Annotated in this window: 26 protein-coding genes; 17 read left to right on the top strand and 9 right to left on the bottom strand. The window is 60.3% G+C overall.

Features of this window, described 5'->3' with window-relative positions:
* Nucleotides 1–63: 63 nt before the first annotated feature.
* Both hdaA and AS026_RS02835 read right to left on the bottom strand, forming a co-directional pair.
* A complete protein-coding gene (gene hdaA / locus AS026_RS02830) occupies nucleotides 64–777 on the bottom strand; it encodes a DnaA regulatory inactivator HdaA (protein WP_018116877.1) in 714 nt (237 codons plus the stop codon).
* Nucleotides 770–1,894 carry an AI-2E family transporter gene (locus tag AS026_RS02835; RefSeq protein WP_018116876.1) on the bottom strand — a complete coding sequence of 375 codons (1,125 nt, stop codon included), beginning with the start codon at nucleotides 1,892–1,894 and terminating at the stop codon, nucleotides 770–772. Before AS026_RS02835 ends, hdaA begins: the two co-directional genes overlap by 8 nt.
* Nucleotides 1,895–2,140: 246 nt before the next feature.
* Between AS026_RS02835 and purM the strand changes: the two genes are divergently transcribed.
* Together purM and purN are read left to right on the top strand one after the other, a co-directional pair.
* Nucleotides 2,141–3,214: a phosphoribosylformylglycinamidine cyclo-ligase gene (purM, locus tag AS026_RS02840; RefSeq protein WP_018116875.1), complete on the top strand. Its 1,074-nt coding sequence runs from the start codon at nucleotides 2,141–2,143 to the stop codon at nucleotides 3,212–3,214.
* Complete coding sequence (gene purN, locus AS026_RS02845) at nucleotides 3,211–3,885, top strand: phosphoribosylglycinamide formyltransferase (RefSeq protein WP_018116874.1); 675 nt, start codon at nucleotides 3,211–3,213, stop codon at nucleotides 3,883–3,885. Before purM ends, purN begins: the two co-directional genes overlap by 4 nt.
* A gap of 106 nt (nucleotides 3,886–3,991) precedes the next feature.
* On the opposite strand, the gene AS026_RS02850 is transcribed toward purN, so the two are convergent.
* From AS026_RS02850 to AS026_RS02860, 3 genes are all read right to left on the bottom strand, one after another.
* The gene (locus tag AS026_RS02850; RefSeq protein WP_062368602.1) at nucleotides 3,992–5,155 is read right to left on the bottom strand and encodes an alpha-D-ribose 1-methylphosphonate 5-triphosphate diphosphatase; all 1,164 of its coding nucleotides are present in this window, start codon (nucleotides 5,153–5,155) and stop codon (nucleotides 3,992–3,994) included.
* 99 nt (nucleotides 5,156–5,254) lie between these two features.
* Entirely contained in the window at nucleotides 5,255–5,848 is a 594-nt protein-coding gene (locus tag AS026_RS02855) for an NUDIX domain-containing protein (protein WP_062368603.1), read from the bottom strand.
* Complete coding sequence (locus AS026_RS02860) at nucleotides 5,845–7,983, bottom strand: molybdopterin-containing oxidoreductase family protein (protein ID WP_062368604.1); 2,139 nt, start codon at nucleotides 7,981–7,983, stop codon at nucleotides 5,845–5,847. The genes AS026_RS02855 and AS026_RS02860 overlap by 4 nt, the downstream gene beginning before the upstream one ends.
* 83 nt (nucleotides 7,984–8,066) lie before the next feature.
* Between AS026_RS02860 and AS026_RS02865 the strand changes: the two genes are divergently transcribed.
* Together AS026_RS02865 and AS026_RS02870 are read left to right on the top strand one after the other, a co-directional pair.
* Nucleotides 8,067–8,936, top strand: a complete 870-nt coding sequence (locus AS026_RS02865; RefSeq protein ID WP_062368605.1) for a 23S rRNA (adenine(2030)-N(6))-methyltransferase RlmJ — start codon at nucleotides 8,067–8,069, stop codon at nucleotides 8,934–8,936.
* Nucleotides 8,937–8,994: 58 nt separating this feature from the next.
* Nucleotides 8,995–9,591, top strand: a complete 597-nt coding sequence (locus AS026_RS02870) for a glutathione S-transferase (protein ID WP_018116869.1) — start codon at nucleotides 8,995–8,997, stop codon at nucleotides 9,589–9,591.
* On the opposite strand, the gene AS026_RS02875 is transcribed toward AS026_RS02870, so the two are convergent.
* Nucleotides 9,582–10,487 (bottom strand): LysR family transcriptional regulator, encoded by a 906-nt coding sequence (locus AS026_RS02875; RefSeq protein WP_062368606.1) that lies wholly within the window; start codon nucleotides 10,485–10,487, stop codon nucleotides 9,582–9,584. The genes AS026_RS02870 and AS026_RS02875 overlap by 10 nt on opposite strands.
* Before the next feature lie 113 nt (nucleotides 10,488–10,600).
* Here AS026_RS02875 and AS026_RS02880 point away from each other — a divergent pair, with 113 nt between their 5' ends.
* A complete protein-coding gene (locus AS026_RS02880) occupies nucleotides 10,601–11,434 on the top strand; it encodes an oxidoreductase (RefSeq protein ID WP_062368607.1) in 834 nt (277 codons plus the stop codon).
* 72 nt (nucleotides 11,435–11,506) lie between these two features.
* Here AS026_RS02880 and AS026_RS02885 read toward each other — a convergent pair whose 3' ends face one another.
* Nucleotides 11,507–12,139 (bottom strand): outer membrane protein, encoded by a 633-nt coding sequence (locus AS026_RS02885; RefSeq protein WP_018116866.1) that lies wholly within the window; start codon nucleotides 12,137–12,139, stop codon nucleotides 11,507–11,509.
* A 362-nt stretch (nucleotides 12,140–12,501) separates the two neighbouring features.
* Here AS026_RS02885 and AS026_RS02890 point away from each other — a divergent pair, with 362 nt between their 5' ends.
* The 5 genes from AS026_RS02890 to AS026_RS02910 all read left to right on the top strand — a co-directional run bounded on the left by AS026_RS02890 (nucleotide 12,502) and on the right by AS026_RS02910 (nucleotide 16,726).
* Complete coding sequence (locus AS026_RS02890) at nucleotides 12,502–13,269, top strand: SDR family oxidoreductase (RefSeq protein WP_025659805.1); 768 nt, start codon at nucleotides 12,502–12,504, stop codon at nucleotides 13,267–13,269.
* Nucleotides 13,266–15,305: an excinuclease ABC subunit UvrC gene (gene uvrC / locus AS026_RS02895; protein ID WP_062368608.1), complete on the top strand. Its 2,040-nt coding sequence runs from the start codon at nucleotides 13,266–13,268 to the stop codon at nucleotides 15,303–15,305. Before AS026_RS02890 ends, uvrC begins: the two co-directional genes overlap by 4 nt.
* 110 nt (nucleotides 15,306–15,415) lie before the next feature.
* On the top strand, nucleotides 15,416–16,006 hold the full coding sequence (pgsA, locus tag AS026_RS02900) for a CDP-diacylglycerol--glycerol-3-phosphate 3-phosphatidyltransferase (protein ID WP_018116863.1): 591 nt from the start codon (nucleotides 15,416–15,418) through the stop codon (nucleotides 16,004–16,006).
* Nucleotides 16,003–16,257, top strand: coding sequence for a molybdopterin converting factor subunit 1 (gene moaD, locus AS026_RS02905; protein ID WP_018116862.1), 255 nt, complete (start codon nucleotides 16,003–16,005; stop codon nucleotides 16,255–16,257). The genes pgsA and moaD overlap by 4 nt, the downstream gene beginning before the upstream one ends.
* Nucleotide 16,258: 1 nt before the next feature.
* On the top strand, nucleotides 16,259–16,726 hold the full coding sequence (locus tag AS026_RS02910; RefSeq protein WP_025659807.1) for a molybdenum cofactor biosynthesis protein MoaE: 468 nt from the start codon (nucleotides 16,259–16,261) through the stop codon (nucleotides 16,724–16,726).
* Here the strand turns inward: AS026_RS02910 and AS026_RS02915 are convergent, their stop codons facing one another.
* Nucleotides 16,727–17,623 carry a branched-chain amino acid ABC transporter permease gene (locus AS026_RS02915; protein ID WP_018116860.1) on the bottom strand — a complete coding sequence of 299 codons (897 nt, stop codon included), beginning with the start codon at nucleotides 17,621–17,623 and terminating at the stop codon, nucleotides 16,727–16,729.
* Between the two features lie 63 nt (nucleotides 17,624–17,686).
* Between AS026_RS02915 and AS026_RS02920 the strand changes: the two genes are divergently transcribed.
* A complete protein-coding gene (locus AS026_RS02920) occupies nucleotides 17,687–18,238 on the top strand; it encodes a CGNR zinc finger domain-containing protein (RefSeq protein WP_025659809.1) in 552 nt (183 codons plus the stop codon).
* On the top strand, nucleotides 18,235–18,738 hold the full coding sequence (locus tag AS026_RS02925; RefSeq protein WP_018859163.1) for a hypothetical protein: 504 nt from the start codon (nucleotides 18,235–18,237) through the stop codon (nucleotides 18,736–18,738). The genes AS026_RS02920 and AS026_RS02925 overlap by 4 nt, the downstream gene beginning before the upstream one ends.
* Before the next feature lie 68 nt (nucleotides 18,739–18,806).
* Here the strand turns inward: AS026_RS02925 and ndk are convergent, their stop codons facing one another.
* Nucleotides 18,807–19,229 carry a nucleoside-diphosphate kinase gene (ndk, locus tag AS026_RS02930; protein ID WP_018116857.1) on the bottom strand — a complete coding sequence of 141 codons (423 nt, stop codon included), beginning with the start codon at nucleotides 19,227–19,229 and terminating at the stop codon, nucleotides 18,807–18,809.
* A 347-nt stretch (nucleotides 19,230–19,576) separates the two neighbouring features.
* On the opposite strand from ndk, the gene AS026_RS02935 reads away from it, so the two are divergent.
* The 5 genes from AS026_RS02935 to AS026_RS02955 form a co-directional block, all read left to right on the top strand.
* Nucleotides 19,577–20,629 (top strand): GGDEF domain-containing protein, encoded by a 1,053-nt coding sequence (locus tag AS026_RS02935; RefSeq protein ID WP_205634442.1) that lies wholly within the window; start codon nucleotides 19,577–19,579, stop codon nucleotides 20,627–20,629.
* 47 nt (nucleotides 20,630–20,676) lie between these two features.
* Nucleotides 20,677–22,560 carry a ribosomal protection-like ABC-F family protein gene (gene abc-f / locus AS026_RS02940; protein ID WP_025659812.1) on the top strand — a complete coding sequence of 628 codons (1,884 nt, stop codon included), beginning with the start codon at nucleotides 20,677–20,679 and terminating at the stop codon, nucleotides 22,558–22,560.
* Nucleotides 22,561–22,688: 128 nt separating this feature from the next.
* Entirely contained in the window at nucleotides 22,689–23,519 is an 831-nt protein-coding gene (locus AS026_RS02945; RefSeq protein WP_018859160.1) for a polysaccharide deacetylase family protein, read from the top strand.
* Between the two features lie 95 nt (nucleotides 23,520–23,614).
* On the top strand, nucleotides 23,615–24,541 hold the full coding sequence (locus AS026_RS02950; protein ID WP_018859159.1) for a Gfo/Idh/MocA family protein: 927 nt from the start codon (nucleotides 23,615–23,617) through the stop codon (nucleotides 24,539–24,541).
* An 85-nt stretch (nucleotides 24,542–24,626) separates the two neighbouring features.
* The coding region (locus tag AS026_RS02955; RefSeq protein WP_062368615.1) for an IS1182 family transposase at nucleotides 24,627–25,762 on the top strand (1,136 nt) is incomplete at its 3' end.

The following is a 25,762-nucleotide window of genomic DNA, read 5'->3' on the forward strand; positions in this document are numbered from 1 at the left end:
TCTGATTGTCCCGTTTCATTCGGCCAAGCGAATTATATCAGTTTCACGACGGAACTGTGACAGTCAATCCGACGGTTCCGAATTACCCAATTCATTCAACACTTCAGCGGCCAGAGCTCGGGTAATCTTTGTGCCGCGAGAGAGGGCGAGCCGGTCCAGCCTGTCGACGATCGTCTGAGCCGTATTCAGCGATCGTTCCATCCTGACAACGATATAGAGGACCAGTTTGTCATCAATATAAAGCTGGCGGTCTGCAAACAACTTTACCATGACCTGCGACAGCAGTTCCTCGTCCGGCTCGCCAATCTCGACGACGGTCGCGGCCTTGAGGCGCGAGCGCAAATCCGGCAGCTCCACCGGCCACGACATGGGCCAGAGGCGGCTTGTCATCAGAAGGCTGTGGCCGTTCTCCCGCACGCTGTTGATGACATGGAAGAGTTCGTTGTCATCGAACCCTACCCGATCGACATCCTCGAAAAGCACGGGACCGTTCGCCGCATCAATAGCCGCGTTGGCGCCGGCCTTCGGATGGATCTCTACGGCGCCGCTATGGTCCTTCCAGATATTCGCGAGATGCGATTTTCCCGAGCCCACCGGACCGGCGAGGATCACCACGGGAGAAGGCCAATTCGGCCAGGCATCAACGATGGAGACCGCAGCGGCAAGCCGTTCCGAGATCAAGAGATCATCGCGCCCGGTCGCAGCATCGTGCGAAAAAGCCAAGGGAAGCTGCTCGACGGCGGCGCGCCTTGGACCAGCGTTTTTCACATCAGTCATTGGGATCAGCTTTTGTCTTGCCGACCTGGCCCTCTTTCGAGTGGCCGGCATAAAGATCGCTCTGAAGGTAGCGCGAAAGGGCAAAGCGGACAAGCACGCCAACGGCCGCTGCCGCCGGTACGGCAACCAGCAGACCGACAAAGCCGAACAGCGCACCAAAGGCAAACAGGGCGAACATCAGCCACACCGGATGCAGCCCGACACTGTGGCCTACCAGTTTCGGCTGCAGGATGTTGCCTTCCATGAATTGGCCACTGAAGAAGACCGCGAGCACCGCGCCGACCCAGATGTAGTCCGGCCAGAACTGAACGATGGCAACGCCGACGGCAAGAACAAGCCCCACCAAGGAGCCCACATAGGGAATGAAGCTGATCATGCCCGCAAACAGGCCGATCAACAGGCCGAAGTTCAAACCGACCAACGACAGGCCAACCGCATACCAGACGCCCAGGATCAGGCAGAGCGAGCCCTGCCCGCGGATGAACCCGGCGATCGCCTGATCGATTTCACGCATGATCTGGTGGACGTTCGCCACGTAGTCGCGGGGAATGTACTGATCGACCTTGGCGATCATGCGGTCCCAATCAAGCAGCATGTAGAAGGCCACGACGGGCGTAACGATCATCAGCGAGATCACGTTGACGACGGCGAGGCCGGAACTCCAGACCTGGCTGAAGAGACCGGTGAGCAATCCAAATCCCTGCGACAGAATTTCGGAGAAGTTGTTCTTGATCGTCCCGAGCTGGTTCCTCACCCAATCCGGCATGAGGGAGTTCTGCGAGTTCGTGATAAATGACTGCAACTGCTCGATGTAGCCCGGCAGGCGACCGGCAAAGTCGCTGAACTGGCTCGCCAAGACCGGTATCAAAATCATCAGGGCCAGCACGATCATGATGATGAAGGCGATCAGTATGACGATCGTCGACATGAGGCGGCTCAGCCCAAGGCGTTCCAACCGGTCCGCGACCGGATCGAGGAAATAGGCCAGTGCCATCCCGGCCAGGAACGGCAACAAGATCGAGCTGAAGATGAAAAGGAAGCCGATGAAGAAGGCAAGCACGATCAGCCAGAAGATCACCTGGCGCTTCAGACCTGCCCCGCTAACCTGCTGTGGCATCACATTCCCCGCTGATCGACTGTCTCGATCTTTCGCATCATACAGATGCAACCTTTCGAGCACATAGGATGTGGCCGAGAGAATGGTCAACCCCGGCGCTAAAAATCCAGAGGGCCTGCGTCAAAAGAGCGGGAAATTGGGGCATTTTCCATGCAATCCCTTGCATGTAGGCCCGTGTCATGCAATGGCGACCCAAATATTGAGGCGGTGACATTTCCCGCCCCCGCGCAGCCATCGGAGAGCAGTATGAGCCAGTCTGGAAAAAACGGCCTGACCTATAGCGACGCAGGCGTCGACATCGATGCCGGAAACCTTCTGGTGGAGAAGATCAAGCCGGCTGTGCGCTCGACGCGCCGTCCGGGCGCGGACGGCGAGATCGGCGGCTTCGGCGGTTTGTTCGACCTCAAGGCTGCCGGCTTCACGGATCCGGTTCTCGTTGCCGCCAATGACGGCGTCGGCACCAAGCTGAAGATCGCCATCGACGCCGATTATCATGATACCGTCGGCATCGATCTTGTCGCCATGTGCGTCAACGATCTTGTGGTCCAGGGCGCAGAGCCGCTGTTCTTCCTCGACTACTTTGCGACAGGCAAGCTCGATCCCGACCAGGGTGCGGCGATTGTCGAGGGCATTGCTGCCGGCTGCCGCGACGCGGGTTGCGCGTTGATCGGCGGCGAGACTGCCGAAATGCCGGGCATGTACTCCTCCGGCGACTACGACCTTGCAGGCTTTGCCGTCGGCGCTGCCGAGCGTGGCCAGCTGCTGCCGTCAGGCGACATCGCCGAAGGCGATGTGATCCTCGGCCTTGCCTCCTCAGGCGTTCACTCCAACGGCTTTTCGCTGGTGCGCAAGATCGTCGGGATTTCGGGCCTCGCCTGGGATGCCCCGGCTCCGTTCGCGGAAGACAAGAGCCTCGGCGAAGCGCTGCTGACGCCGACCCGCATCTATGTAAAGCCGCTGCTGAAGGCGATCCGCGAAACCAAGGCCATCAAGGCACTGGCGCACATCACCGGCGGCGGCTTCCCGGAGAATATTCCGCGCGTCCTGCCGAAGCACCTTGCAGCCGAGATCGACCTTACGGCCGTGAAAGTTCCGGCCGTCTTCTCCTGGCTGTCGAAGACCGGCGGCGTTGAAGCCAATGAAATGCTGCGCACCTTCAACTGCGGCGTCGGCATGATCGCAGTCGTTTCGGCTGAGAACGTCGCAACCGTCACTGCCGCTCTTGAAGCTGAAGGCGAGACGGTCGTAACGCTCGGCCGGATGATTGCCCGCGCCGAGGGCGCGGCCGGCACGCTCTACAAGGGTACGCTCGCCATATGACGACGTCACGCAAACGCGCCGTCGTCTTCATCTCCGGCGGCGGTTCCAACATGATGGCGCTGGTCACCGCTGCCAAGGCTGCCGACTATCCGGCGGAAATCGTCGGGGTGATCTCCGACAGGGCCGATGCCGGAGGGCTTGCCAAGGCGGCAGCCGAGGGCATTCCGACCTTTGCCTTCGTTCGCAAGGATTATGCCAGCAAGGAGGCGCACGAAGGAGCGATCTTTGCCGCGCTCGATGAGCTATCGCCTGACATCCTCTGCCTTGCGGGATATATGCGGCTTCTGAGCGGCACCTTCATCCAGCGCTACGAGGGCCGGATGATAAATATCCACCCTTCCCTGCTGCCGCTGTTCACGGGTCTGCATACCCACCAGCGAGCGATCGACGCCGGCATGCGGATCGCCGGCTGCACCGTGCACTTCGTGACCGAAGGCATGGACGAGGGCCCGGTTATCGGCCAGGCCGCCGTTCCGATCCTCTCCAACGACAGTGCAGAAAGCTTGGCCGCCCGTGTGCTCACCGTGGAGCATCAACTCTACCCGCAGGCGCTGCGGCTCCTTGCCCACGGCAAGGTGAAGATGGAGGGCGGCAAGGCCGTCAGCACCGGCGCTGCGGCAGCGCCGGCGGAACGTAGCAGCGTTATCTCGCTGATCGGCGAAGGGGCCTAAAACACGGCGCGATCTTTTGGTTTCGCTTGCCCTACTTTAGTTTTTTGCTTTCACGCATGTGTTTGTCCTGAAAGCGGTTCCCACTTTCGGAGACATGCTCTTGGCCTCAGGCGGCAAGCGCCCGAGGCTGGTGCAGGGTGCCGTCGCTGTAAACGAAACGGCCTTTGCGGAACGTCGCGCGGATGCGGTGCACGTCGCCGGCTTCAACAACCACGAGATCCGCCTGCTGCCCAACGGCGATCTCGCCGCGATCCAGAAGACCTGCCGAACGCGCCGCATTACGGGTCGCCATGGCAACGGCGTAAGGCAGGCTCGTGCGGTCGGCAATCTTGAAGATGCCGGGCACGAAGGCCGCGGGATGATAATCGGCAGCGATGACGGTCAGCAGGCCAGCGGCCGCTGCATCGATCGCACTGAGATTGCCGGACATGGACTGGCCGCGCAGGGCGTTCGGAGCCCCCATCAGCGTCCAGAGACCGCGATGCCGCGCTTCTTCCGCCGCCGGAAGCGTCACCGGAAATTCGCTGATCGTGACACCGAGATCGTGCATTTGCGCGACCTTCTCGGCGCTATCGTCATCGTGGGAGGCGAGCGACAGCTTGTGTTTCAGGGCGAGATCGACGACCTGTTTCAGCTTGATCTCGATCTCCGTATTGTTGCGCATCTCGATGCGCTTGGCGACCATCTCGGCGGCCATCTCCTCGGAAATGGCCCGGCGCTCGGCAATACTCAGGATGTAGCTCTGGATGTTGTTATACTGCCCCTGCCCCGGTGTATGGTCGGTCAGCGAGACCATGTCGACGTGGCCGGCTTCAAGCAGCTTCTCGAGCGCCGGCGCGGCACCGAGGTTGGTGATCTCATAGCGCGCATGGACGCGGTGATCGATAAGCAAATCATCCTGGAGTCGGTTGATACCCTCGATGACGGCCGAGGTGGTCTCAAGCGAGCGGACATGGCCGTAGACGCTTTCCGTTGCGAAGGAGACGGCGGCAAACGCCGTCGTGACGCCTGCAGCGGCCAGCTTCTTATCCAGTTCATGGATGCTGAAATCGATCGGCATCGGCGCATTCGGACGCGGCGCGATCTCGCGCTCCACCATGTCGCCGTGAAGGTCCACGAAGCCCGGCATCAGCAGGCGCCCACCACCATCGATTGCGGTGTTGGCGACCGGTTCCGGCCTGATTTCAGCGATTACGCCGTCCTCGACGCGCACCGAGCCGTGGCTCACGATCTCATCTGGAAGGACGAGAGTAAAATTGCTGAGCCACATCGGTTTTTCTCCAAGCGCGTATTTATGACAAGGCGGAGCGCATAGCGCTGATTCATGACATCGGTGTGAACGACGAACCGCGCATGATTGAACCTGCGGCTATCGCAGCGACCCGCGGTTCAACGTGGCCCATTGCAGCAACGCAATCGTCTTCAGATCAACAATTTCCCCACGCTCGATCATCGCCATCGCCTTGTCGAGCTGCACTTCCAGAACTTCGATATCTTCGTGCTCGTGAGCAAGGCCGCCGCCATCCGATACCCGATCGGTGGTGTCGAACGTCGCGGCGAAGAAATGCAGCAGTTCCATGCTCGAGCCCGGCGAACTGTAGGCCTTGAAAAGGAAGCGCACATCGCGGACGCGAAAGCCGGTTTCTTCTTCAGCTTCGCGGCGGATCGCCACTTCCGGGGCATCACCATCCAACAGCCCTGCCGGGGCTTCGATGACCCAGGCCGGCTCATCATGCAGGAAGACCGGCAGCCGGAACTGCCGCACGAGGACAACGGTGTCTCGCTTCGGATCGTATAGCAGGATCGTCGCCGCCGGCGTGCGATGGTAGACCTCGCGCTGCAGCCGATGCGTCTCGCCGTCGGAATCCGTATAGTCGATCTGGAAGTCGCTCAGGCGCGTCCAGCCGTTCGAGAGCGTCTTTTCATCAACGATCTCGGCTTTTGCCTTGTCAAATTTCGTCATGCAACATCCCTGCGGAGCCAGACCTTGTTGTCGTGGACCGCCGCGCCGCCATAGGGCGCGACCGGATCGGCGCCGGTCAGCACGTTGATCCCTTCACCGTCGATATGCGCCTTGTTCGGCCAGAGGCCTTCGGCAATCAACACACCCGGCTTGACCTCCTCGGTGACGCGCACATGGATCCGAAGGTCGCCACGGTCGTTTCCGATCCGCACGAGGTCGCCATGCTCGATGCCGCCTGCCGTCGCATCGGCGGGGTTCATCATCAGTTCCGGCCGCCCTTCCTTCTGGCGCGAGGTCTTCGTCTCGGAGAAGCTGGAATTCAGGAAGTTGCGCGCCGGCGACGTTGCCAAGCGGAACGGATGCTCGCTATCGGCAAGCTCGATAACATCGACCTGATCCGGAAACGCCGGCAGCTGCTTGTATGGTCCGAGAGCACCGACAGCGGCCGGCGGCTTGTTCGGCGCAGGGCCGTCGACCCAGTCCGGGCGGAAATGGAACTTGCCGTCAGGATGCGCGAAGCCCTTGAGGAAATGCGCATCCTCGAAATCCGGCTGACGGTCGAACCATTTGTGTTCGAGGAAATGGTCGTATCCCGGCAGGTTGCTGGCTTCGAGAAGCCGATCGATCATTTCGCGGGCCGTGAAACCGAAACCGGGACGATCGGCGACACCGAGACGCTTTGCCAGTTCTTCGATCACGAACAGGTTCGTCCGGACCGTCTCCGGCGGCTCAACCAGCTTAGGGCCGAGCAAAATGTGGTTCTGGCCCCCGGCGCGATAGATATCGTCATGCTCGACGAACATCGTTGCTGGAATGACGATGTCGGCCATCTCGGCCGTCTCCGTCATGAACTGCTCGTGCACCGCGACGAAGAGGTCCTCGCGAGCGAAGCCGCGTTTCACCAGCCGTTGTTCGGGGGCGATGTTCACCGGATTGGTGTTCTGGATCAGCATTGCCGTCACCGGGCCGCGATGGCGGAGCGCCACGGCATCGCCAGTCAACGCGCGGCCGATCTGCGACTGGTCGATCATGCGGATATCCGCATCCTTCATCGCCTTGCCGGTCAGTTCCGCATTGTTCATGCGGAAGATATCGCTGTTTGAATGGAAGGCACCGCCGCCTTCGTATTGCCAGGAGCCGAGTACCGTCGCGATCGAGGCCGCCGCATGCATGGCAACCGCACCATTGCGCTGGCGGGTAAAGCCGTAGCCGAGGCGGAAATAGGTCTTCTTCGTTATGCCGACGAGGCGCGCGAAGGCTTCGATCTCATCGACGGAAAGGCCGGTGATGGCGGCGGCCCACTCGGGCGTCTTCGTCCTCAGATGCGCTTCAAGGCCGGCAGGATCGTCGGCATACTTTGCCATGTACTCGCGATCGGCATAGCCCTCGCGGAAGGCGATGTGCATGACGGCGCAGGCCAGCGCGGCATCCGTACCCGGCTTGACGATCAGCGCCATGTCGGCCTGCTTCATCGTCGGATTGTCGTAGATGTCGACCACCACGATCTTGGCGCCGCGCTCCTTGCGGGACTTGATCGCGTGGGTCATCACGTTGACCTGGGTGGACACCGCATTCGTGCCCCAGATCACGACGCAATCGGTGCCGCCCATCTCACGCGGGTCGGGTCCGCGCAGCGTTCCCGTCGCCATGGTGAAACCGGTCCAGGCCGGGTTGGTGCAGATCGACGAGAAGAAGCCGGAATAGCGCTTGGCGTGGCGCAGGCGCTCGATCGAGTCGCGCTGAACCCAGCCCATCGTTCCGGCGTAGAAATAGGGCCAGATCGCTTCGCTGCCGTCCCTGGCTTCCGCCTTGACGAAGGCTTCGGCGATTTCATCCAGCGCATCGTCCCAGGAAATCTGCTGCCACTGCCCTGCCCCCTTGGCGCCCGTTCGGCGCAGCGGGTGCATCAGCCGGTCCGGATGATAGAGGCGCTCGGCGTAGCGCGCGACCTTCGCGCAGATCACTCCCGAGGTGTAGCTGTGATTGTTTGCTCCGCGCACACGGCCTATGCGGCCATCGTCGCCGATCTCCACCTCCAGCGCGCAAGTGGAGGGACAGTCGTGCGGACAGGCGGTGTGACCGAGCCTGACATTCGACTTGGCGGATTTGGCGTGAATGGGGGTCGCAATGTTCATGGCTTTTCTATATTCGAACCGGAAACCGGCCAAAAGCCACAAATGTCGTCGATCAGGCGAATTCATCACGGGCATCAGCGAAAATGAACTACCGCCATATCTACCACGCGGGCAATTTTGCCGATGTGCTCAAGCACGCCGTCCTGGCGCGACTGATCCGCTACATGCAGAAGAAGGATGCGGCCTTTCGCGTGCTCGACACGCATGCCGGCATCGGGCTTTACGACCTCTCCTCCGAGGAGGCTCAAAAGACCGGTGAATGGAGCGAGGGCATCGGCAAGCTCCTGGACACAGAGCTTGCTCCACAGGTCGCCGAGTTGCTGGAGCCCTATCTATCCGCCGTGCGTGAGCTAAACGCGGAGGGCGGCATCCGCCTTTATCCCGGCTCTCCAAAGCTCGCCCGCATGCTGTTTCGATCGCAGGACCGGCTCTCCGCGATGGAATTGCATCCGGAGGACTTTGCCCGGCTGCATCGGCTTTTCGAGGGCGATCATCAGGTGCGGATCACCAAGCTCAACGGCTGGCTCTCGCTCGGCGCACACCTGCCGCCGAAGGAGAAACGCGGCATCGTCCTGGTCGATCCGCCGTTCGAGGAAGATGGCGAATACGAACGCCTTGCGGATGGTTTGGCGAAAGCCTATCGCCGCTTCCCCGGCGGCACCTATTGCCTGTGGTATCCGCTGAAGAAGGGGGCGCCGATCAAGGAATTCCACGAGGCGCTGCAGGCCCTCGACATTCCGAAGATTCTCTGCGCCGAGCTCATCGTCCGCAGCGACCGGGGGATCAACGGATTGACCGGCTCCGGCCTGATCATCGTCAATCCGCCCTTCACGCTGAAGGACGAGTTGCATGCGCTTCTACCCGCGCTCAAGGACCATCTTGCACAGGATCGCTACGCGTCGCATCGAGCGTTTTGGCTGCGCGGCGAAACCAAGGCGGCAAAGGACGATTGACCGACTCTAGCTGGCGCGAAATAGTCGCGCCAAGACATGACAGTATGGAAGAATGACCATGAAGATCCTTTGCGCACCGACGTCTCCCTATTCCAGCAAGGTGCGCATGGCGGCGCGCTATCTGGAGCTCGACGCCATCGAAATCCGAGTGGATACCAATGCCGGCCCAGCGATCCTTGTCGATAACAATCCGCTCGGCAAAATCCCGACACTGCTAACCGACGATGGGCTGTCAATCTTCGACAGCGTCGCGATCATGCACTATTTCGACCGGCTGAAAGGCAAGAAGCTCTACCCTGCCAAGAACGGCAAGCGGACCGAGGCGGAAATCCTCGAGGCACTATGCGACGGTATCTGCGATTGCCTGCTGGCGATCGTTTATGAGCGGCGCTTCCGCGACGAGGAAAAGGTCCACCAGCCGTGGATCGACCGGCAGTGGAAGAAGGCCGTCAGCGGCTTGAACCATCTCAGTGTGCACCTGCCAAAGATCGGCAAGCGGCTGCACGGCGGCCACTTCGCGCTTGCCGCCACGCTCGGGTATCTCGATCTGCGCTTCAAGGAACAATGGGAAGCCGATCATGCCGAACTGATCGGCTGGGGCCGCGAATTCGAAAAGAAGTTTGCCGCCTACGGCGAACTGAAACCTCAGACCTGAGACGTTCCCTTGTCGGCCCTGACGAAATCGATGAAGGCCCGGAGCGCCGTCGGCAATTGCCGGCGGCTCGGATAATAGAGGAAGAAGCCCGGATAGAAAGGGCACCAATCTTCCAGCACGCGTATCAGCCTGCCCTCTGCGATCGCCGCTTGCGCCTGCTCTTCGAAAAGGTATCCGAGACCGCAACCGCGCAGCACGGCATCCTGGATAGTGTCCTGATCGCCCAATGTCAGGGGACCACTGACTTCGATCTCCAGTTCGATGCCGCCGCGCTCGAACTCCCATCGATAGAAGGCGCCACCGGCAAAGCGGTAGCGCACGCATTCGTGGTCACGCAGATCGTGCGGCGTCAACGGACGGTTCCGGCTCTCGAAGTAGCTCGGCGCGGCAACTACCGCAAAACGGTGGCGCGGACCGATCGGCACCGCAATCATATCGGCCTCGATGCTTTCGCCAAAGCGCACACCGGCATCGAAGCCCGATGACACCATATCGATCAGTCCGTCATCGATGACAATCTCGACCTCGACGGATGGATAGGCCTTCAGGAAACGAGAGACGATCGGCAACAGCACAAGCTTGGTGGAGACCCGCGCGGCATTGATGCGCAGCTTGCCATGCGGTTGGCCGCGGAAGCTGTTGAGATCGTCGAGGGCTGCATCGATGTCGAGGAATGCCGGTCGGATACGGTCGTACAGTCGCTCGCCGGCCTCGGTCAGAGCTACGCCTCGGGTCGTCCGGTTGACGAGGCGGACTGCCAACCGTTCCTCGATTGCCCGCAGCGCGTGACTGAGGGCAGACGCCGTGACACCCAGTTCGACCGATGCCTTCCTGAAGCTTCGGTGGTTGGCGATCGCCAGGAAAATCGCAAGATCGGTCGAACGGACACGTTTCATTGATGAATTTTTCTCAGCACCCTATGAAACACAACGTAAATTCTCTCAGTTATGCCAATACGCTACCTTCACTCCGTAAGCAAATCGCAGCGCAACTGACAAAGGAGATCGTCATGCGTGTTTGGTTCATTACAGGGGCATCGCGTGGTTTCGGCGGCCTCATCGCCCAGGAAGCTCTCAATGCCGGCGACGCCGTTGTCGCTACGGCGCGTAACCCGAAGGGTCTTGAAGAGAAATTCGGCAATCATCCCAATCTGCTCGCCGTGTCGCTTGACGTGACGGACGAAGCCTCGGCGCACAAGGCAACTGAAGCAGCCGTCAAGCGCTTCGGCAAGATCGACATCCTGCTCAACAATGCCGGTTTCGGCCTGCTCGGCGCCGTGGAAGAAGCAACCATTGAGGAGATCGAAAAGCTCTACGCAACAAACGTCTTCGGCCTGCTAAAGGTCACCCGCGCGGTCCTGCCGCACATGCGTCGCCAGCGCTCGGGGCAGGTGCTGAATATCTCGTCCATCGGCGGCTACGAGTCGCATGCCGGCTGGGGTATCTATTGCTCGACCAAGTTCGCGGTCGAAGGTATCTCCGAGGCTCTCGCTGCTGAAGTGGCCCCACTCGGCATCAAGGTGACGGTCGTCGAGCCCGGTTTCTTCCGCACCGACTTCCTCGACGAGAGCTCACTGGCCGTTAGTCCCAGCTCGATTGCCGACTACAAGGAGACGCCGGTCGGCGCGATGCGCGAATTCGCAGCCGGCCATAACCACCAGCAGCCCGGCGACCCTGCTCGATTTGCCAAGGCGATGGTCACGCTGGCGCATTCCGACAATCCTCCGCTGCGCATGCCCTTCGGGAGCGATACCGTGGCGGTGATCGAAGCCAAGAACGCCCATGTCGCCAAAGAACTCGCTGCATGGCGTGAGCTTGCCGTCTCGACTGACTTTCCCAAATAGGCCGCAAGCAGTTCATCGCAGAAACAAAAAAGCCGGGCTGGGAACCCGGCTTTTCCGCATTCGATGTTCGGCTTAGAACTTGACGCCGATACCGACTTTGACGCTGTGCTCGTCGTAGCCACGCGAAATGTTCGCGCCGCCTACGTGGAAGTCGCTGTCAGCGTAGTTGGTGTAGCGGTACTCGACACGGGCCGTGATGTTGTTGGTGACGAAGGTTTCCGCTCCTGCACCAACCGTGTAGCCGAGCGACGTGTCGGTGTCGGAGCCAGCGGCGTTGCTGAACTTGTTCTTGGTCGCAGCGAGACCGGCCGTGCCGTACAGCAGGAACGGATTCAGGTCGTAGCCGATACGGCCGCGGATCGAGCCGTTGACTTCGTTCTTGCCTTCGCCGCCGCCAGCAGCGCCGTCAGCACCGGAATAGCCGATGTCGGCTTCGGCACCGTAAACGATCTGGCCAGCCTGCCAGTTGTAGCCGGTGTAGACTTGGCCGCCGAGCGCACGCGCGTTGTACTTGTTGCCAAAGCCGCCCATGTTGTAGGTGCCGGCACCACCGAGGTAGAAGCCCTGCCAGTTGGCAGCGGGAGCCGGCTCATTCTGTGCAACCGGAGCTTCCGGGATCTGATCAACGGCATCGGCTGCATAAGCGGCGGAAAACCCACCAAGGGCAACGGTCGAAACCAACAGGCTAGCAATAAACGTACGCATACTCGTCTCCTTTCAGACCCGCGCCCTTCGTCAACTGTCCTACAGCGAAGCATTCGCGGGTTATTACAAATGTCCCTTGCGGTTCGGAAGGGAAATTGATGCCCAATTGAGGATTTGAAAGAGCCAAATTGTGATTTGATTGTGGCGCGGGGGCGGCTGAAATTCGATGTTGCTTTGCCGCAACAGACTATTTGTTAACCATAATAAATGGTTAAATCATGAATACTTATTTTGCGGAATTATATTCTTAAATAATACATACAGTAATTCCGGCAACATCGCAATGAAAACGGCTATTTATCTCATCTTCTCCCGCGCCTATATAAGCAGCGAACAGAGTTGCGCGGCGAAAAGGCATTGTTTTGAACAAGAAAAGACTTCGAACGGCGCTGGTGACGGGGGCGGCGAAAAGAATAGGCCGGGCAATCGCTGTGGATTTGGCTGCGAATGGCTTTGCGGTCGCAATCCATGCCAGCCGCTCGATTGAGGAGGCCGAGAATTTCGCGGCGGAATTGCGGCAAAACGGTTCCCGGGCGATTGCCGTAAGGGCAGACCTTACGGAAGTTGGCGAGACGAGCGACCTGATAAAAAGGGCATCGGAAGCGATCGGGCCGATCGATCTCCTCGTCAACAACGCCTCTGTTTTCCACGAGGACTCCGTCCGCCACATCGATGCCGACGCCTGGGACGAGCACTTCGCGGTCCATGTTCGCGCCCCCTCGATTCTGTCGGCCGGCTTTGCGGCGCAATTGCCCGACGAGACGGATGGTCTCGTCGTCAACATCATCGACCAGCGCGTTTGGGCGCTGCGGCCGAGCTTCTATTCCTACACACTGTCTAAGTCCGCCCTGTGGACGGCGACGCAGACCATGGCGCAGGCGCTCGCGCCGCGTATCCGTGTCAATGCGATCGGACCCGGCCCCTCGATGCCGAGCGAGCGACAGTCGCAAGAAGACTTCCAAGCGCAGGTTTCAGCGCTTATCCTCAAACGAGGGCCGCAGCTCGGGGAATTCGGCAAAACGATTCGCTTCCTCTACGAAACGCCCTCGATCACCGGTCAAATGATTGCCCTGGATGGCGGCCAGCATCTTGCCTGGCAGACGCCAGATGTGGCGGAGATTACGGAATGAATTCAAGAAAGCTGCCGGATGGCGGCGTTCTTTACGACGAAACGGACGACGCAGACGACGAAATCGAAGTGGAGAGCGACGTCTCCGCTGCGCCCACCACGACTGCGATCGATTGGAACGAAGGCGGGGTGAACGAAACCGGCCTCGTCGGCGCCGACCTGATCGCCGAATTCGTCAAGCGACTGCCCAACAGCCCTGGCGTCTACCGCATGTTCAACGAGGCCGGCGACGTGCTTTACGTCGGCAAGGCCCGCAGCCTGAAGAAGCGCGTCAGCAACTACGCGCTCGGGCGCGTGCACTCCAACCGGATCGCCCAGATGGTACGGCTGACGGCGAACATGGAGTTCGTGACGACCCGCACCGAGACGGAAGCGCTGCTACTGGAAGCGAATCTTATCAAGCGCTTGCGGCCTCGTTTTAATGTGCTCTTACGTGACGATAAGTCGTTTCCCTACATTCTGATCACGGGGGACCACCGCGCCCCGGCCATCTTCAAGCACCGCGGCGCCCGCGCTCGCAAGGGCGACTATTTCGGTCCCTTCGCGTCAGCCGGCGCCGTCGGTCGGACGATCAACTCGCTGCAGCGCGCTTTCCTCATCAGGACTTGTACCGACAGCGTCTTCGAGACGCGCACCCGCCCCTGCCTTCTCTACCAGATCAAGCGCTGTTCGGCGCCATGCACGCATGAGATCAGTGACGAGGGCTACGCCGAGCTCGTGCAGGAGGCCAAGGATTTCCTCTCCGGCAAGAGCCAGAAGGTCAAGGAGCATATGGCCGAGGCGATGAATGTCGCTGCCGAGGATCTCGACTTCGAACGCGCCGCCGTCTACCGCGACCGCCTGGCTTCGCTGTCGCATGTTTCCAGTCACCAGGGCATCAACCCCGCGGGCGTGGAAGAGGCGGATGTCTTTGCGATCCATCATGAGGGCGGGATCTCCTGTATCCAGGTGTTCTTCTTCCGCACTGGGCAGAACTGGGGCAACCGCGCCTATTTCCCGAAGGCTGACCCGCAGCTCTCGGCTGCCGAGGTGTTGAACGCCTTCCTCGCGCAGTTCTACGACGACAAGCCGGTACCGAAGCAAATCCTGCTGTCGGAGACCGTAGAGGAACTCGAACTGCTCGCTGCCGCGCTCGGCGAAAAGGCCGGACACAAAGTATCGATCCTCATTCCGCAGCGCGGAGAGAAACGTGACCTCGTGGAGCACGTGATTGCCAATGCCCGCGAGGCGCATGGCCGCAAACTCGCTGAAACCGCGTCGCAATCGCGGTTGCTCGAGGGGTTCAAGGAGACCTTCAAGCTTCCCTATGTGCCACAGCGCGTCGAGATCTACGACAACTCGCACATCATGGGCACCAATGCGGTCGGCGGCATGGTCGTCGCGGGACAGGAAGGCTTCGTGAAGAGCCAATACCGGAAGTTCAACATCAAATCGACCGACATCACGCCGGGCGACGACTTCGGCATGATGCGCGAGGTGATGACACGACGCTTCTCGCGTCTGCTGAAAGAAGAAGGCATTCCCGATCGCAGCCAACCGGCATCGCCGGCGGATGCCGCCGACATGCCCTTCCCCGCTTGGCCGGACGTCATCCTGATCGACGGCGGCCAGGGACAGATGACGGCCGTGCGTGCGATCCTTGAGGAATTGGGGATCACCGACAGTGTGATCGCCATCGGCGTTGCCAAGGGCGTCGACCGCGACGCCGGGCGCGAGCGCTTCTTCCCACCGGGACGCGAGAGCTTCACGCTGCCGCCGCGCGATCCCGTACTCTATTTTATCCAGCGCATGCGCGACGAAGCGCACCGCTTCGCCATCGGCTCGCATCGCGCCCGGCGCAAGAAGGAGATGGTCAAGAACCCGCTTGATGAGATCGGCGGGATCGGACCGTCGCGCAAGCGCGCCCTGTTGCAGCACTTCGGAACCGCGAAAGCGGTCTCCCGCGCCGCTTTGTCCGATCTGATGACCGTCGAAGGCATTTCGGAGACCGTCGCCAAGCAGGTTTATAATCATTTTCATGATGACGCCGCGAAATAGGTGGCGTCAGTCGCAAATTCCACGCAAAGGCAGCGAAAAAATATAAAGAATGTTGACGCTTTACGCTCAAAGCCGTCATCTACGAGCACATAACTTCAGAGACATGTTTCATGGCATCGCGCGCATATAATATACCGAACCTGCTGACCTATGGCCGCATTCTGGCAGTACCGTTGATCGTGCTGTGCTTTTTCCTCGAAGGAAAGCTGGCGATCAGCAATACGGCACGATGGGTGGCGCTGTGGATCTTCATCATCGCGTCGATCACCGACTTTCTCGACGGCTATCTCGCCCGCATATGGAACCAGACGTCGAACATCGGCCGAATGCTCGATCCGATCGCCGACAAGCTGCTGGTCGCCTCCATTCTTCTCCTGGTAGCGGCCGACCAGACGATTGCCGGTTGGTCGATCTGGGCTGCAATCACCATTCTCTGCCGCGAGATCCTGGTCTCCGGTCTGCGCGAATATCTGGCAGCCCTGAAGGTCAGCGTGCCCGTAACCCGGATTGCCAAGTGGAAGACCACGGTGCAGCTGGTTGCGATCGCGTTCCTGCTCGCTGGCCCCGCTGGAGACGAAATCTTCCCTTACACAACGAAGACCGGCATCGGCCTTCTCTGGATCGCAGCACTGCTGACGATCTATACCGGCTATGACTATTTCCGGGCGGGCCTCAAGCACATCGTGGATGATGAAGAATGACAAAGCTCGTCTATTTCGCCTGGGTGCGCGAACGGATCGGCAAGGCCGAAGAAGAAATGACCTTGCCCTCTTCCGTCGTTTCCGTTGCCGACCTTCTGAATCATTTGAAGACGATGGGCGAAGAATATGAGACCGCGCTTCAGTTTCCAGACGTCATCCGCGTCGCGGTCGACCAGGAGCACGTCGAGCATGACGAACCGATCGGCAACGCCAGGGAGATCGGCATCTTCCCGCCGATGACCGGAGGCTGAAGTGAGCAGCAAGGTCGAGCCTTATATTCGCGTCCAACGCGAGGACTTCGACCTTCAGGCGGAAGTCGATCGGCTCAGTACGCAAACCAGCGGCATCGGCGCGATCGTCACATTCTCGGGCCTGTGCCGTGACGAGGGCGGCAAGCTTGCAGCACTCGAACTCGAACACTATCCGGGCATGGCCGAGGCCGAGATGAGCCGGATCGCCAGCCTTGCGATCGAGCGCTTCGGGCTCCTCGGGCTGACCGCCATCCACCGTTACGGCAAGATCGCCGCGCGGGAGAATATCGTGCTTGTCATCGCCGCGGCGCCGCATCGGCAGGCCGCGTTCGATGGCGCGAACTTCGTGATGGACTATCTGAAGACAGCCGCTCCCTTCTGGAAGAAAGAGCACGGCAAGGATGGTTCGACGGGCGGATGGGTCGCGGCCAAGGATGCAGATGACGCTGCCCGCGACAAATGGAAATAGTCAGGGTATCGCCCGCTCCCTCCGGCTGAGGACGAGAAGAAGCACGAGCAGCGAGAACACCACAAGGTCACGCCAGAGATAAGGGCCGTAAGCGCTCCACATCGTCTCCGCGACACCGAGACCGGCGGCACCGCCGGCCGACTTCAACGGATCTGAATATCCGCCGACGGCTGCCACCATCAGCACCTTGAGGCCGAACATCAGGCCAGCACCGAAATCCATCGTGCCGTAATAGAAGGTCGCAAGAATGCCGCATACCGTGGCGATCAGGGCAGCCGCCGCGTAGGCGACGAGAAAGACGCGATCGGCGCTGGTGCCACATAATTCTGCGGCCAGGGGATCGTCGGTCACGGCCCGCCAGACGCGGCCCCAGGAGGTCAGCCTCATGACGGCAACGCCGAGCGCGATCATGGCGCACATCAATGCGGTATTGATCAGCTGGATCTCAGTGAGCGTCACCTTAAACGCCCCGTCATTCCAGAAGACGACGACGCTGTTCAGGAACGGCGAAAGCCATAGGCTCTTGGTGTCGGATGCGAGCCTCGCCGTCTCCATCAGCACGATGGTGATGCCGAGCGCCGCGACGATCACGGTGTTCGACGACTGGCGAACCAGCGGCAGCATGATGGAACGGCCAATCCAGACCGCGGCCAGCATCGAATAGATGAGCGAGAACAGAGCCCCCAGCGCCAGCGCAGCCGGCAGGATCAACCAGAGCCTGTTGTAGCCAAGATCCGTGAAAAGCAGGAGAATCTGGCCCGAGAACGCGAAGATCGCGCCATAGGTGATGTCCGCACGCTTAGTGACCCCGAAGGCGACGGCGTAGCCAAAGGCAAGCGCAGCATAGAGCGCCGCCAGCGGTACCGCGTTCGCCAATTGCTGCAGCAGATAGGCCATCAAAAGCTCCTGATTGCTTAAATCATAACTAGCAAAACTTATTTTACCAGTTATATTTTCATCATGAGCTTTGCCTGGACCCCACACCGCTTTTCCGGAGGCGCATTGGCGCTGGATGTCGCCAACAGCGTCGTGCTTCGCCATGACGAGGCGCGACGGATCGACCGTTTCGAAGCACCCGCTCAACTGGAAGCCTTTCCGCAGGCAGCGGCGGAATTCTGCGCCGAGCGGGCGCTCTTCGGCGACATGGCCGCTCCGGCCCCACAGAACAAAAGAAACTTTCTGGAGTTGCGCGAGGCGACGGACAGGTATTTCCGGACTCGTGTTTCAGGCGAAACCGATGACCGGCTGCTCGCCGATCTTCTGGAAGCGCTGGCGCGCACGTTGCGTGGCGCCAATGGAGCAAACGGCCTTGATGCGGCAACAGCGCATTCGGTGTTGCGGCTGATCGCGATGCCGGATCCCGAGCGCATGAAGATCTGCCGCAACTGCGGCTGGCTCTTCATCGACCGGAGCAAGAACAGAAGTCGCGCCTGGTGCGACATGGCGGTGTGCGGCAATCGCGCCAAGGCGAGCCGCCATTATCGCCGCAGGAAAAAGGAGGAAGCGCCATGAAAGCGCTGTTGATGGCCGTTTCCGTTGCAGCCGCAATGCTGACGGGATGCCAGCGAGAGACCGACAAGCTGGTCGAGATCAGCGGTCGCGTCTTCGTTTTCAACTACAGGATCGCGGTCGCGACCTATGTCGTGACGCTCAACAAGAAGGCGCCGATACCGGAAGGCACCGTCGCCATCGCGGAGTTCGAGAACCCGGCGGGCGGTGACGTGCTGGTCACAAACGAAAAGATCTATCCGTTCTGGGACAAGATCACGCTGCAGAGCCCCGCACTTCATTGCGTCAAGAAGGATAAGCCTTACGCGGTGAACGTTCGCCTCGTCGATGCCAGGGGCGAAACCTTGCAGAGCCTGAAGACTGAGGTGATCTCCAGCCTCGATCAGTCGGTCATGCCCGGCAAGCCCCTCGTCGTTGGGCCGCTCTATACGAAGAACCCCGAGGTTTTCAAACCTGACGGCACCGTGGACTACGATACTGCCGCAACCTGTCCTTCAACGTAGAAAAGCCGGAGCAAAGCCCCGGCTTTCAGTCAATTCAAAAGCTTCAGCGGTTTCGCTGAAAGCCTGAATCAGCCGACGATTTCGGTGTCGGAGAACCAGTACTTGATTTCCTGGGCAGCGGTTTCCGGAGCGTCCGAACCGTGAACCGAGTTTTCGCCGATCGAAAGGGCGTGAACCTTACGGATCGTGCCTTCGTCAGCGTTTGCCGGGTTGGTCGCACCCATGACTTCGCGGTTCTTGAGGATGGCACCTTCGCCTTCCAGAACCTGAACGACGGTCGGGCCGGAGGTCATGGTTTCAACGAGTTCGCCGAAGAACGGGCGTTCCTTGTGAACGGCGTAGAAGCCTTCAGCTTCCCGCTTGCTCATCCAGACGCGCTTGGAGGCGACGACACGCAGGCCGGCATCTTCGAGCATCTTGGTAATAGCGCCCGTCAGGTTGCGCTTCGTTGCGTCCGGCTTGATCATCGAGAAAGTGCGTTCAATCGCCATGGGTCAAATTCCTTTATTTCGTGGGAAAAGTGGGCGGTGTTTACCCGCCCGATAGCCTGAAAACAAGTGGGCATGGGCAATTTCACGCGGCTGTCATGCAACGATTGCCCTCGTCGACTGATAGCGACGTCTCCAACACGCGCTTCGCCACACGATACCGGTTCCGCTACAACCAACATCCAACGTCCGCCAGGACAGTAAATGTCAGATGGATACGCTCCATTAACCGCGTTTCACTGTTCAGGACCACAATTCAACTACAAACGACCGAATTTAAGCTATTTTTAGCGCGGTAGTTGCATAGAGAAGCCAACCGCCGGCGCCACAGTCGGCACGAGGGGAACGTCATGCGAACTGCGCCAAACTCACAGGTACAACGAGAAGCCGCACCGCGCCCGGCCGCCGCCCCCACCGATATTCAGCGGATCGCCCAGCATATGACACGGCTCGCGATTGCGGGCCTGCCGCGCAACTACGAACTCCTGTACGAGGCGATCATCGGCCAGAACGCTGCCCTAGCACAGGACATCGCGGCGCTCGGGCCAAGCCCGCGGCAAGCCTCGCTCGATGAAATCGGCCTGAAGTATCGGCTCGTCAGCCATTGCGGTCTCTCAAGCGAAATCTCGCATGCAGAGACAAGCAGGATGCTGCGCGACGCGGTGGACCGACTTTCGGACAGCTTGCGCCAGAAGCAGGCATTCCTGCGCGCTGCAGAAACAGCATTGCAATCCATTGCAGGAAAACCTGACCAAAGCCTCGGCTCCTTCATGAGCGAGATGGAGTATCTGTCGACCTCCCTCTCAAACGTGCTCGCTTCGGAAAAGGAGATCGAGGCCCGGCTGAAGAGCGACGTCGAACGCCTGGAAGCAATCGAGCTTGGTATCGCTGCTGCTCATTCCGCGTCGGTCACCGACAAGCTCACAGGGATCCCCAACCGCATCGCCCTCAACAAGGCGATCGCCGATCTCTACGACCGGGAGGAAGGTGCTGCCGGCAGCGCCCTCATCATGGTCGACGTCGACGACTTCAAGGCATTCAACAGCCGCTACGGCACACAGATCGGCACGCGCCTCCTGAAGAAGCTCGCGGATCTCTTCCGCAAGTCGATCAAGAAGAACGATCTTGTTGCGCGCACCGATGGTGACGAGTTCGCCTTCCTGTTCGCCAATGTCGGGATGCAGGAAGCTCTGGCGATTGCCGATCGCCTCCGAGCGTCGGTAGAAGATCACATGACATTCGCGGCATCCGACAACGCTGCCCCCTCGGGCCTTACGATTTCGCTCGGCATTGCTCTAAGCGCCGACGCAACGACGGCATCGCAGCTGCAGGCAAATGCACGCGTTGCCCTTCACGCCGCTCAGTCAAATCGACGGCAGCCCGTGCAAGCCTTCGGTCACTGAGCCGGAGGCTCTTGCGCTGATCGCGGCTTTCGGCCAAAACGCCGGCCATGATCACGATTTCCGATATCTCCGCACGTATTGCCGGCCGCCTGCTTCTCGATCACGCCAGCGTTTCGCTGCCAGCCGGCACGAAGGCCGGTCTTGTCGGTCGGAATGGCGCCGGCAAATCCACACTGTTTCGAGTGATCACCGGCGATGTAGCCGCGGAAAGCGGTTCCGTGTCGATCCCGAAGAATGCACGCATCGGACAGGTCGCTCAGGAAGCACCGGGAACGGAAGACGCGCTGATCGAAATCGTACTGGCAGCCGACAAGGAGCGCTCAGCCTTGCTGGCGGAGGCGGAAAGCGCCACCGATCCGCATCGCATCGCTGAAATCCAGATGCGGCTGGTGGATATCGACGCCCATTCCGCGGAAGCGCGTGCTGCCAGCATCCTCGCTGGCCTCGGTTTCGACCAGGAGGCGCAATCGCGTCCGGCGTCGTCCTTCTCGGGCGGCTGGCGGATGCGTGTCGCCCTCGCCGCGGTGCTGTTTTCCGAGCCCGACCTGCTGCTCCTCGACGAGCCGACCAACTACCTCGACCTCGAAGGCACACTGTGGCTCGAGGATTACGTGCGCCGATATCCGCACACCGTCATCGTCATCAGCCACGACCGCGACCTGCTGAACAACGCCGTCAACTCGATCGTCCATCTCGATCAGAAGAAGCTGACCTTCTATCGCGGCGGATACGACCAGTTTGAACGGCAGAAGGCCGAAGCGGACGAGTTGCAGACGAAGGCGCGAGCCAAGAACGAGGCGGCGCGCAAACACCTGCAGAGCTTCATCGACCGCTTCAAGGCAAAGGCCTCCAAGGCACGCCAGGCGCAGAGCCGCGTCAAGGCGTTGGAGCGCATGGGAACGGTGGCTGCCGTCATCGAAGACCACGTACAGCCGATCACCTTCCCCGAGCCGGAAAAGCAACCTGCCTCCCCGATCGTGGCTATCAGCGGCGGCGCTGTTGGCTACGAGCCCGGCAAACCTATCCTGAAGGGCCTCAATCTGCGGATCGACAATGACGATCGCATCGCGCTGCTCGGCTCCAATGGCAACGGCAAATCCACCTTCGCGAAATTCATTTCCGGTCGCATGTCGGCGGAGGCGGGCGAGGTCAAGCTCGCGCCGAACCTGAAGATCGGCTTTTTCGCGCAGCACCAGCTCGACGATCTAATTCCGGACCAGTCGCCGGTTGATCACGTGCGCCGTTTGATGCTCGACGCGCCGGAAGCGAAGGTGCGGGCGCGAGTCGCTCAGATGGGTCTTGCGACCGAAAAGATGTCCACCGCGGCCAAGGATCTTTCCGGCGGGGAGAAGGCGCGCCTGCTGATGGGGCTCGCGGCTTTCCACGCGCCCAACCTCCTGATCCTCGACGAACCGACCAACCACCTCGACATCGACAGCCGTCGGGCGCTCATCGAGGCGCTGAACGATTACGAGGGCGCGGTCATTCTCATTTCGCACGACCGCCACCTTATCGAGGCAACCGTCGATCGGCTGTGGCTCGTCAACAAGGGCACCGTCACGACCTTCGAAGGCGATATGGACGAGTACCGCGATCTCGTTGTCGCATCGGGCAAGAAGAAGGACGAGAAACCACAGCTTGCTGAAGAACCCGCCTCGAGGGCCGACCAGCGCAAGCTCAATGCCGAGAAGCGCGCTTCGCTGGCGCCGCTCAAGAAAAAGATCAACGAAATCGAATCCTTGACCGGCAAGCTGGAGAAATTGATTCAGGCGCTTGATGCAGAACTTGCGGATCCGCTGCTTTACGAAAAGGCGCCTGCGAAGGCTGCGGAAAAGGCCAAGCAACGTGGCGAGGCTGCAGCAAAGCTCACCGCCGCCGAGGAGCAGTGGCTGGAGCTTTCCTCCGAATACGAAGATGCGATGGCAGGATAGCCACAAGTATGGCTGGAAGCTTGTCGGGTTGAGCACGATTCGACGCGTTCCGGGGCGATCGAAACCGATCGTTAACCATAATCATCAAGGTTGCCTCAACTTTCATTACTGATTTGTTGAGCCCTTTTATGCATCGCTTTGCCCTCATTTCCGGTGCCATCTTGAGCATGGCCCTGGCCGGCTGCCAATCCACCAGGCATCCTGCGCCTGACACCACAATGACCACCTCCTCCATCGTCGCGCCTGAAGGCAGCCCGGCAACGGGGACCGATGCTGCCCTGCCCCAAATGTCGAGCGACAGCCGCCTGCATCACCTCGCCGGTCGAGCACTCATCGTCGCGTCCATTCATGACCTGCACCTCCAGGACAAGGAGGTCATCCTCAGCTTCGATGACGGTCCGATCCCCGGCCGCACGGACCGTGTCCTCGCGACACTGGACCACTTCGGCGTCAAGGGCGCCTTCATGATGGTCGGCGAAATGGCGGAACGACATCCGGAGCTTGCCCGCAAGATCGCGTCTGAAGGCAACGCGATCGGCAGCCACACCTACCAGCACGAGAACCTGGCGACGCTGACCTTCGACATGGCCATGAAGGAAATCACACGCGGCGAGGCCGCCGTGACCAAGGCGACCGGCGGCGACGTCAACTTCTTTCGCTTTCCATACCTTGCCGATAGCCAGAAGCTTCGTGGCGCCGTGGCAATGCGCGATATGGTGGTGATGGATGTGGACGTCGACAGCAAGGACTACTTCAATACATCGCCAGCCGCCGTCACCAAGCGGACGATGGACCTGCTGCACAAGCGGGGCCGCGGCATCATCCTCATGCACGACATCCACAATCGCACGGCGACAATGCTGCCGACGCTCCTTTCAACCCTTGAGGCCGAGGGGTATAAGGTCGTAACGCTGCAGTTCAAGAAGCCGACGGCACCGGCCGAAATGGCGTCCATCTGATGGGCCTATCGACGCTTGCCCCCCGGTTTCTTTCTGCTAAAACAGGCGCAAAATAAATCATACTTTTGAGCGAAACACCGAACGCGAGCACCAGCATGTCACCTATCAACCTCGCCATCGTTGGCGTCGGCAAGATCGTCCGCGACCAGCACCTCCCCTCGATTGCAAAGAATCCGGACTTCAAGCTCGTTGCAACGGCGAGTCGCCACGGCACCGTCGAAGGCATCCAGAGCTTCACGACGATCGATGCAATGCTCGACGCAGTTCCGGCGATCGATGCCGTTTCGCTCTGCATGCCGCCGCAGTATCGCTACGAGGCAGCGCACAAGGCGCTTTCTGCCGCCAAGCATGTGTTCCTCGAAAAGCCTCCGGGCGCGACTCTAAGCGAAGTGGCCGATCTCGAAAAGCTGGCGGCCAGCAAGGGCGTTTCGCTGTTTGCGAGCTGGCATTCCCGCTACGCAGCAGCTGTCGAAGCCACGAAGTCCTTCCTCGCGTCGACGACGATCAAGAGCGTTCATGTCATCTGGAAGGAAGACGTTCGCCACTGGCATCCGAACCAGGACTGGATCTGGCAAGCCGGCGGCCTTGGCGTCTTCGACCCGGGCATCAACGCCCTTTCGATCGTTACCCACATCCTCCCAAAGGCGATCTTCCTGACAGGCGCAACGCTCGAATTCCCGGAAAATCGCGATGCGCCGATCGCCGCGGATCTGCACTTCCAGAACGCTGACGGCGTGCCGGTTCATGCCGAATTCGACTGGCGTCAGACCGGCAAGCAGAGCTGGGACATCCTCGCGGAAACCGAAGCCGGCCATGTGGAGCTTGCGGAAGGCGGCTCCAAGCTGTCGATCAATGGCGAGCTGAAGTTTTCGGCGCCCGAGGAAGAGTACCCCGCGCTTTACCGGCGCTTTGCGGAAATCGTCAAAGCCGGCAAATCCGACGTCGATCTGGCGCCGCTTCGCCACGTTGCCGATGCCTTCATGCTCGGCAGGCGCAAGTTCGTCGACGCCTTCCACGATTGATTTCAAATGAAAAAGCCCGCTTGAAGCGGGCTCAGACTGCTGACAAACCCCTGGCCTCGTCCAGGGGTTTGTGATTCACTGGGTCATGTTGAAGAAACCTGCTCCCGAACAGACGGCTCTCGAGATGGTGACGCTCGATCAGCTTGTTCCGAAGGATCACCTGCTTCGCAAGATCGACGCGGTAATCGACTTTTCCTTCATCCATGATCGGGTTGCCGGTCTTTACTGTGCTGATAACGGCCGCCCGCCGCTCGATCCGACCTTGATGTTCAAGGCGCTGTTCATCGGTTACCTGTTCGGCGTGCGCTCGGAGCGTCAGTTGGTGCGCGAGATCGAGGTCAACGTCGCCTACCGCTGGTTCTTGCGGCTGAAGCTGACGGATCCCGTGTTCGACGCCTCGACCCTGTCGCAGAACCGCCGCCGGCGCTTCAACGACACGTCGGTGGCCCAGGACATCTTTGATCATATCGTCAGCCAGGCGATCGCCCACAAGCTGGTCGATGGCACGGTGCTTTACACGGATTCAACGCATCTGAAGGCGAATGCCAACAAGGGCAAATACGATCTTGCGATGATCGAAAAGTCGCGGGCCGATTATTGGGCCGATCTCGACCGGGCGATCGAGGCGGAGCGGACGCTGCACGGGCAAAAGCCGCTGAAGGACAAAGAGCGTGAGCCGCAGGTGAAGGAAATCAAGGTGTCGCGCACCGATCCCGACAGCGGCTACATGGTGCGCGACGGCAAGCCGAAGGGCTTCTTCTATCTCGACCACCGCACGGTCGACGGCAAGCTTGCGATCATCACCGACACCCATGTGACGCCGGCCAATGTGCATGACAGTATCGTCTATCTCGAGCGGCTCGACCGGCAGCGGGAGCGGTTCGGCTTCGAGGTCGGCGCCGTCGGCCTGGATGCCGGCTATGCCACGTCCGGCATCGCCAAGGGGCTGGAGGACCGCCAGATCCTAGGCGTCACCGGCTATCGCAATCCGACCCCACCCAAAGATGGCATGATGCGCAAGTCGAAGTTCGACTATGAGCCCGAGACGGACGGTTATCGCTGCCCCGAAGGCCAACTGCTCGCCTATGCCACCACCGACCGCAACGGTTATCGCCACTACACATCCGACCCGGCGATCTGCCAAACCTGTCCGCTGCTCGCCTCCTGCACATCAAACACCAAGGCGGTGCGCACCATCACCCGCCATGTCTGGGCCGATGC

This window comes from Rhizobium altiplani (assembly GCF_001542405.1).
GTDB classification, from domain to species: Bacteria; Pseudomonadota; Alphaproteobacteria; order Rhizobiales; family Rhizobiaceae; genus Rhizobium; species Rhizobium altiplani.

What these genes read in the sequence shown, in the direction of transcription:
- AS026_RS02920 (WP_025659809.1), top strand. Translation starts at nt 17,687, where the DNA reads ATGAGCTTTGCCTGGACCCCACACCGCTTTTCCGGAGGCGCATTGGCG.
- purM (WP_018116875.1), top strand. Translation starts at nt 2,141, where the DNA reads ATGAGCCAGTCTGGAAAAAACGGCCTGACCTATAGCGACGCAGGCGTC.
- AS026_RS02935 (WP_205634442.1), top strand. Translation starts at nt 19,577, where the DNA reads ATGCGAACTGCGCCAAACTCACAGGTACAACGAGAAGCCGCACCGCGC.
- AS026_RS02950 (WP_018859159.1), top strand. Translation starts at nt 23,615, where the DNA reads ATGTCACCTATCAACCTCGCCATCGTTGGCGTCGGCAAGATCGTCCGC.
- pgsA (WP_018116863.1), top strand. Translation starts at nt 15,416, where the DNA reads ATGGCATCGCGCGCATATAATATACCGAACCTGCTGACCTATGGCCGC.
- AS026_RS02875 (WP_062368606.1), bottom strand. Translation starts at nt 10,487, where the DNA reads ATGAAACGTGTCCGTTCGACCGATCTTGCGATTTTCCTGGCGATCGCC.
- AS026_RS02925 (WP_018859163.1), top strand. Translation starts at nt 18,235, where the DNA reads ATGAAAGCGCTGTTGATGGCCGTTTCCGTTGCAGCCGCAATGCTGACG.
- AS026_RS02880 (WP_062368607.1), top strand. Translation starts at nt 10,601, where the DNA reads ATGCGTGTTTGGTTCATTACAGGGGCATCGCGTGGTTTCGGCGGCCTC.
- moaD (WP_018116862.1), top strand. Translation starts at nt 16,003, where the DNA reads ATGACAAAGCTCGTCTATTTCGCCTGGGTGCGCGAACGGATCGGCAAG.
- abc-f (WP_025659812.1), top strand. Translation starts at nt 20,677, where the DNA reads ATGATCACGATTTCCGATATCTCCGCACGTATTGCCGGCCGCCTGCTT.
- hdaA (WP_018116877.1), bottom strand. Translation starts at nt 777, where the DNA reads ATGACTGATGTGAAAAACGCTGGTCCAAGGCGCGCCGCCGTCGAGCAG.
- uvrC (WP_062368608.1), top strand. Translation starts at nt 13,266, where the DNA reads ATGAATTCAAGAAAGCTGCCGGATGGCGGCGTTCTTTACGACGAAACG.
- AS026_RS02850 (WP_062368602.1), bottom strand. Translation starts at nt 5,155, where the DNA reads ATGTGGCTCAGCAATTTTACTCTCGTCCTTCCAGATGAGATCGTGAGC.
- AS026_RS02915 (WP_018116860.1), bottom strand. Translation starts at nt 17,623, where the DNA reads ATGGCCTATCTGCTGCAGCAATTGGCGAACGCGGTACCGCTGGCGGCG.
- AS026_RS02835 (WP_018116876.1), bottom strand. Translation starts at nt 1,894, where the DNA reads ATGCCACAGCAGGTTAGCGGGGCAGGTCTGAAGCGCCAGGTGATCTTC.
- purN (WP_018116874.1), top strand. Translation starts at nt 3,211, where the DNA reads ATGACGACGTCACGCAAACGCGCCGTCGTCTTCATCTCCGGCGGCGGT.
- AS026_RS02885 (WP_018116866.1), bottom strand. Translation starts at nt 12,139, where the DNA reads ATGCGTACGTTTATTGCTAGCCTGTTGGTTTCGACCGTTGCCCTTGGT.
- AS026_RS02865 (WP_062368605.1), top strand. Translation starts at nt 8,067, where the DNA reads ATGAACTACCGCCATATCTACCACGCGGGCAATTTTGCCGATGTGCTC.
- AS026_RS02945 (WP_018859160.1), top strand. Translation starts at nt 22,689, where the DNA reads ATGCATCGCTTTGCCCTCATTTCCGGTGCCATCTTGAGCATGGCCCTG.
- AS026_RS02860 (WP_062368604.1), bottom strand. Translation starts at nt 7,983, where the DNA reads ATGAACATTGCGACCCCCATTCACGCCAAATCCGCCAAGTCGAATGTC.
- ndk (WP_018116857.1), bottom strand. Translation starts at nt 19,229, where the DNA reads ATGGCGATTGAACGCACTTTCTCGATGATCAAGCCGGACGCAACGAAG.
- AS026_RS02855 (WP_062368603.1), bottom strand. Translation starts at nt 5,848, where the DNA reads ATGACGAAATTTGACAAGGCAAAAGCCGAGATCGTTGATGAAAAGACG.
- AS026_RS02870 (WP_018116869.1), top strand. Translation starts at nt 8,995, where the DNA reads ATGAAGATCCTTTGCGCACCGACGTCTCCCTATTCCAGCAAGGTGCGC.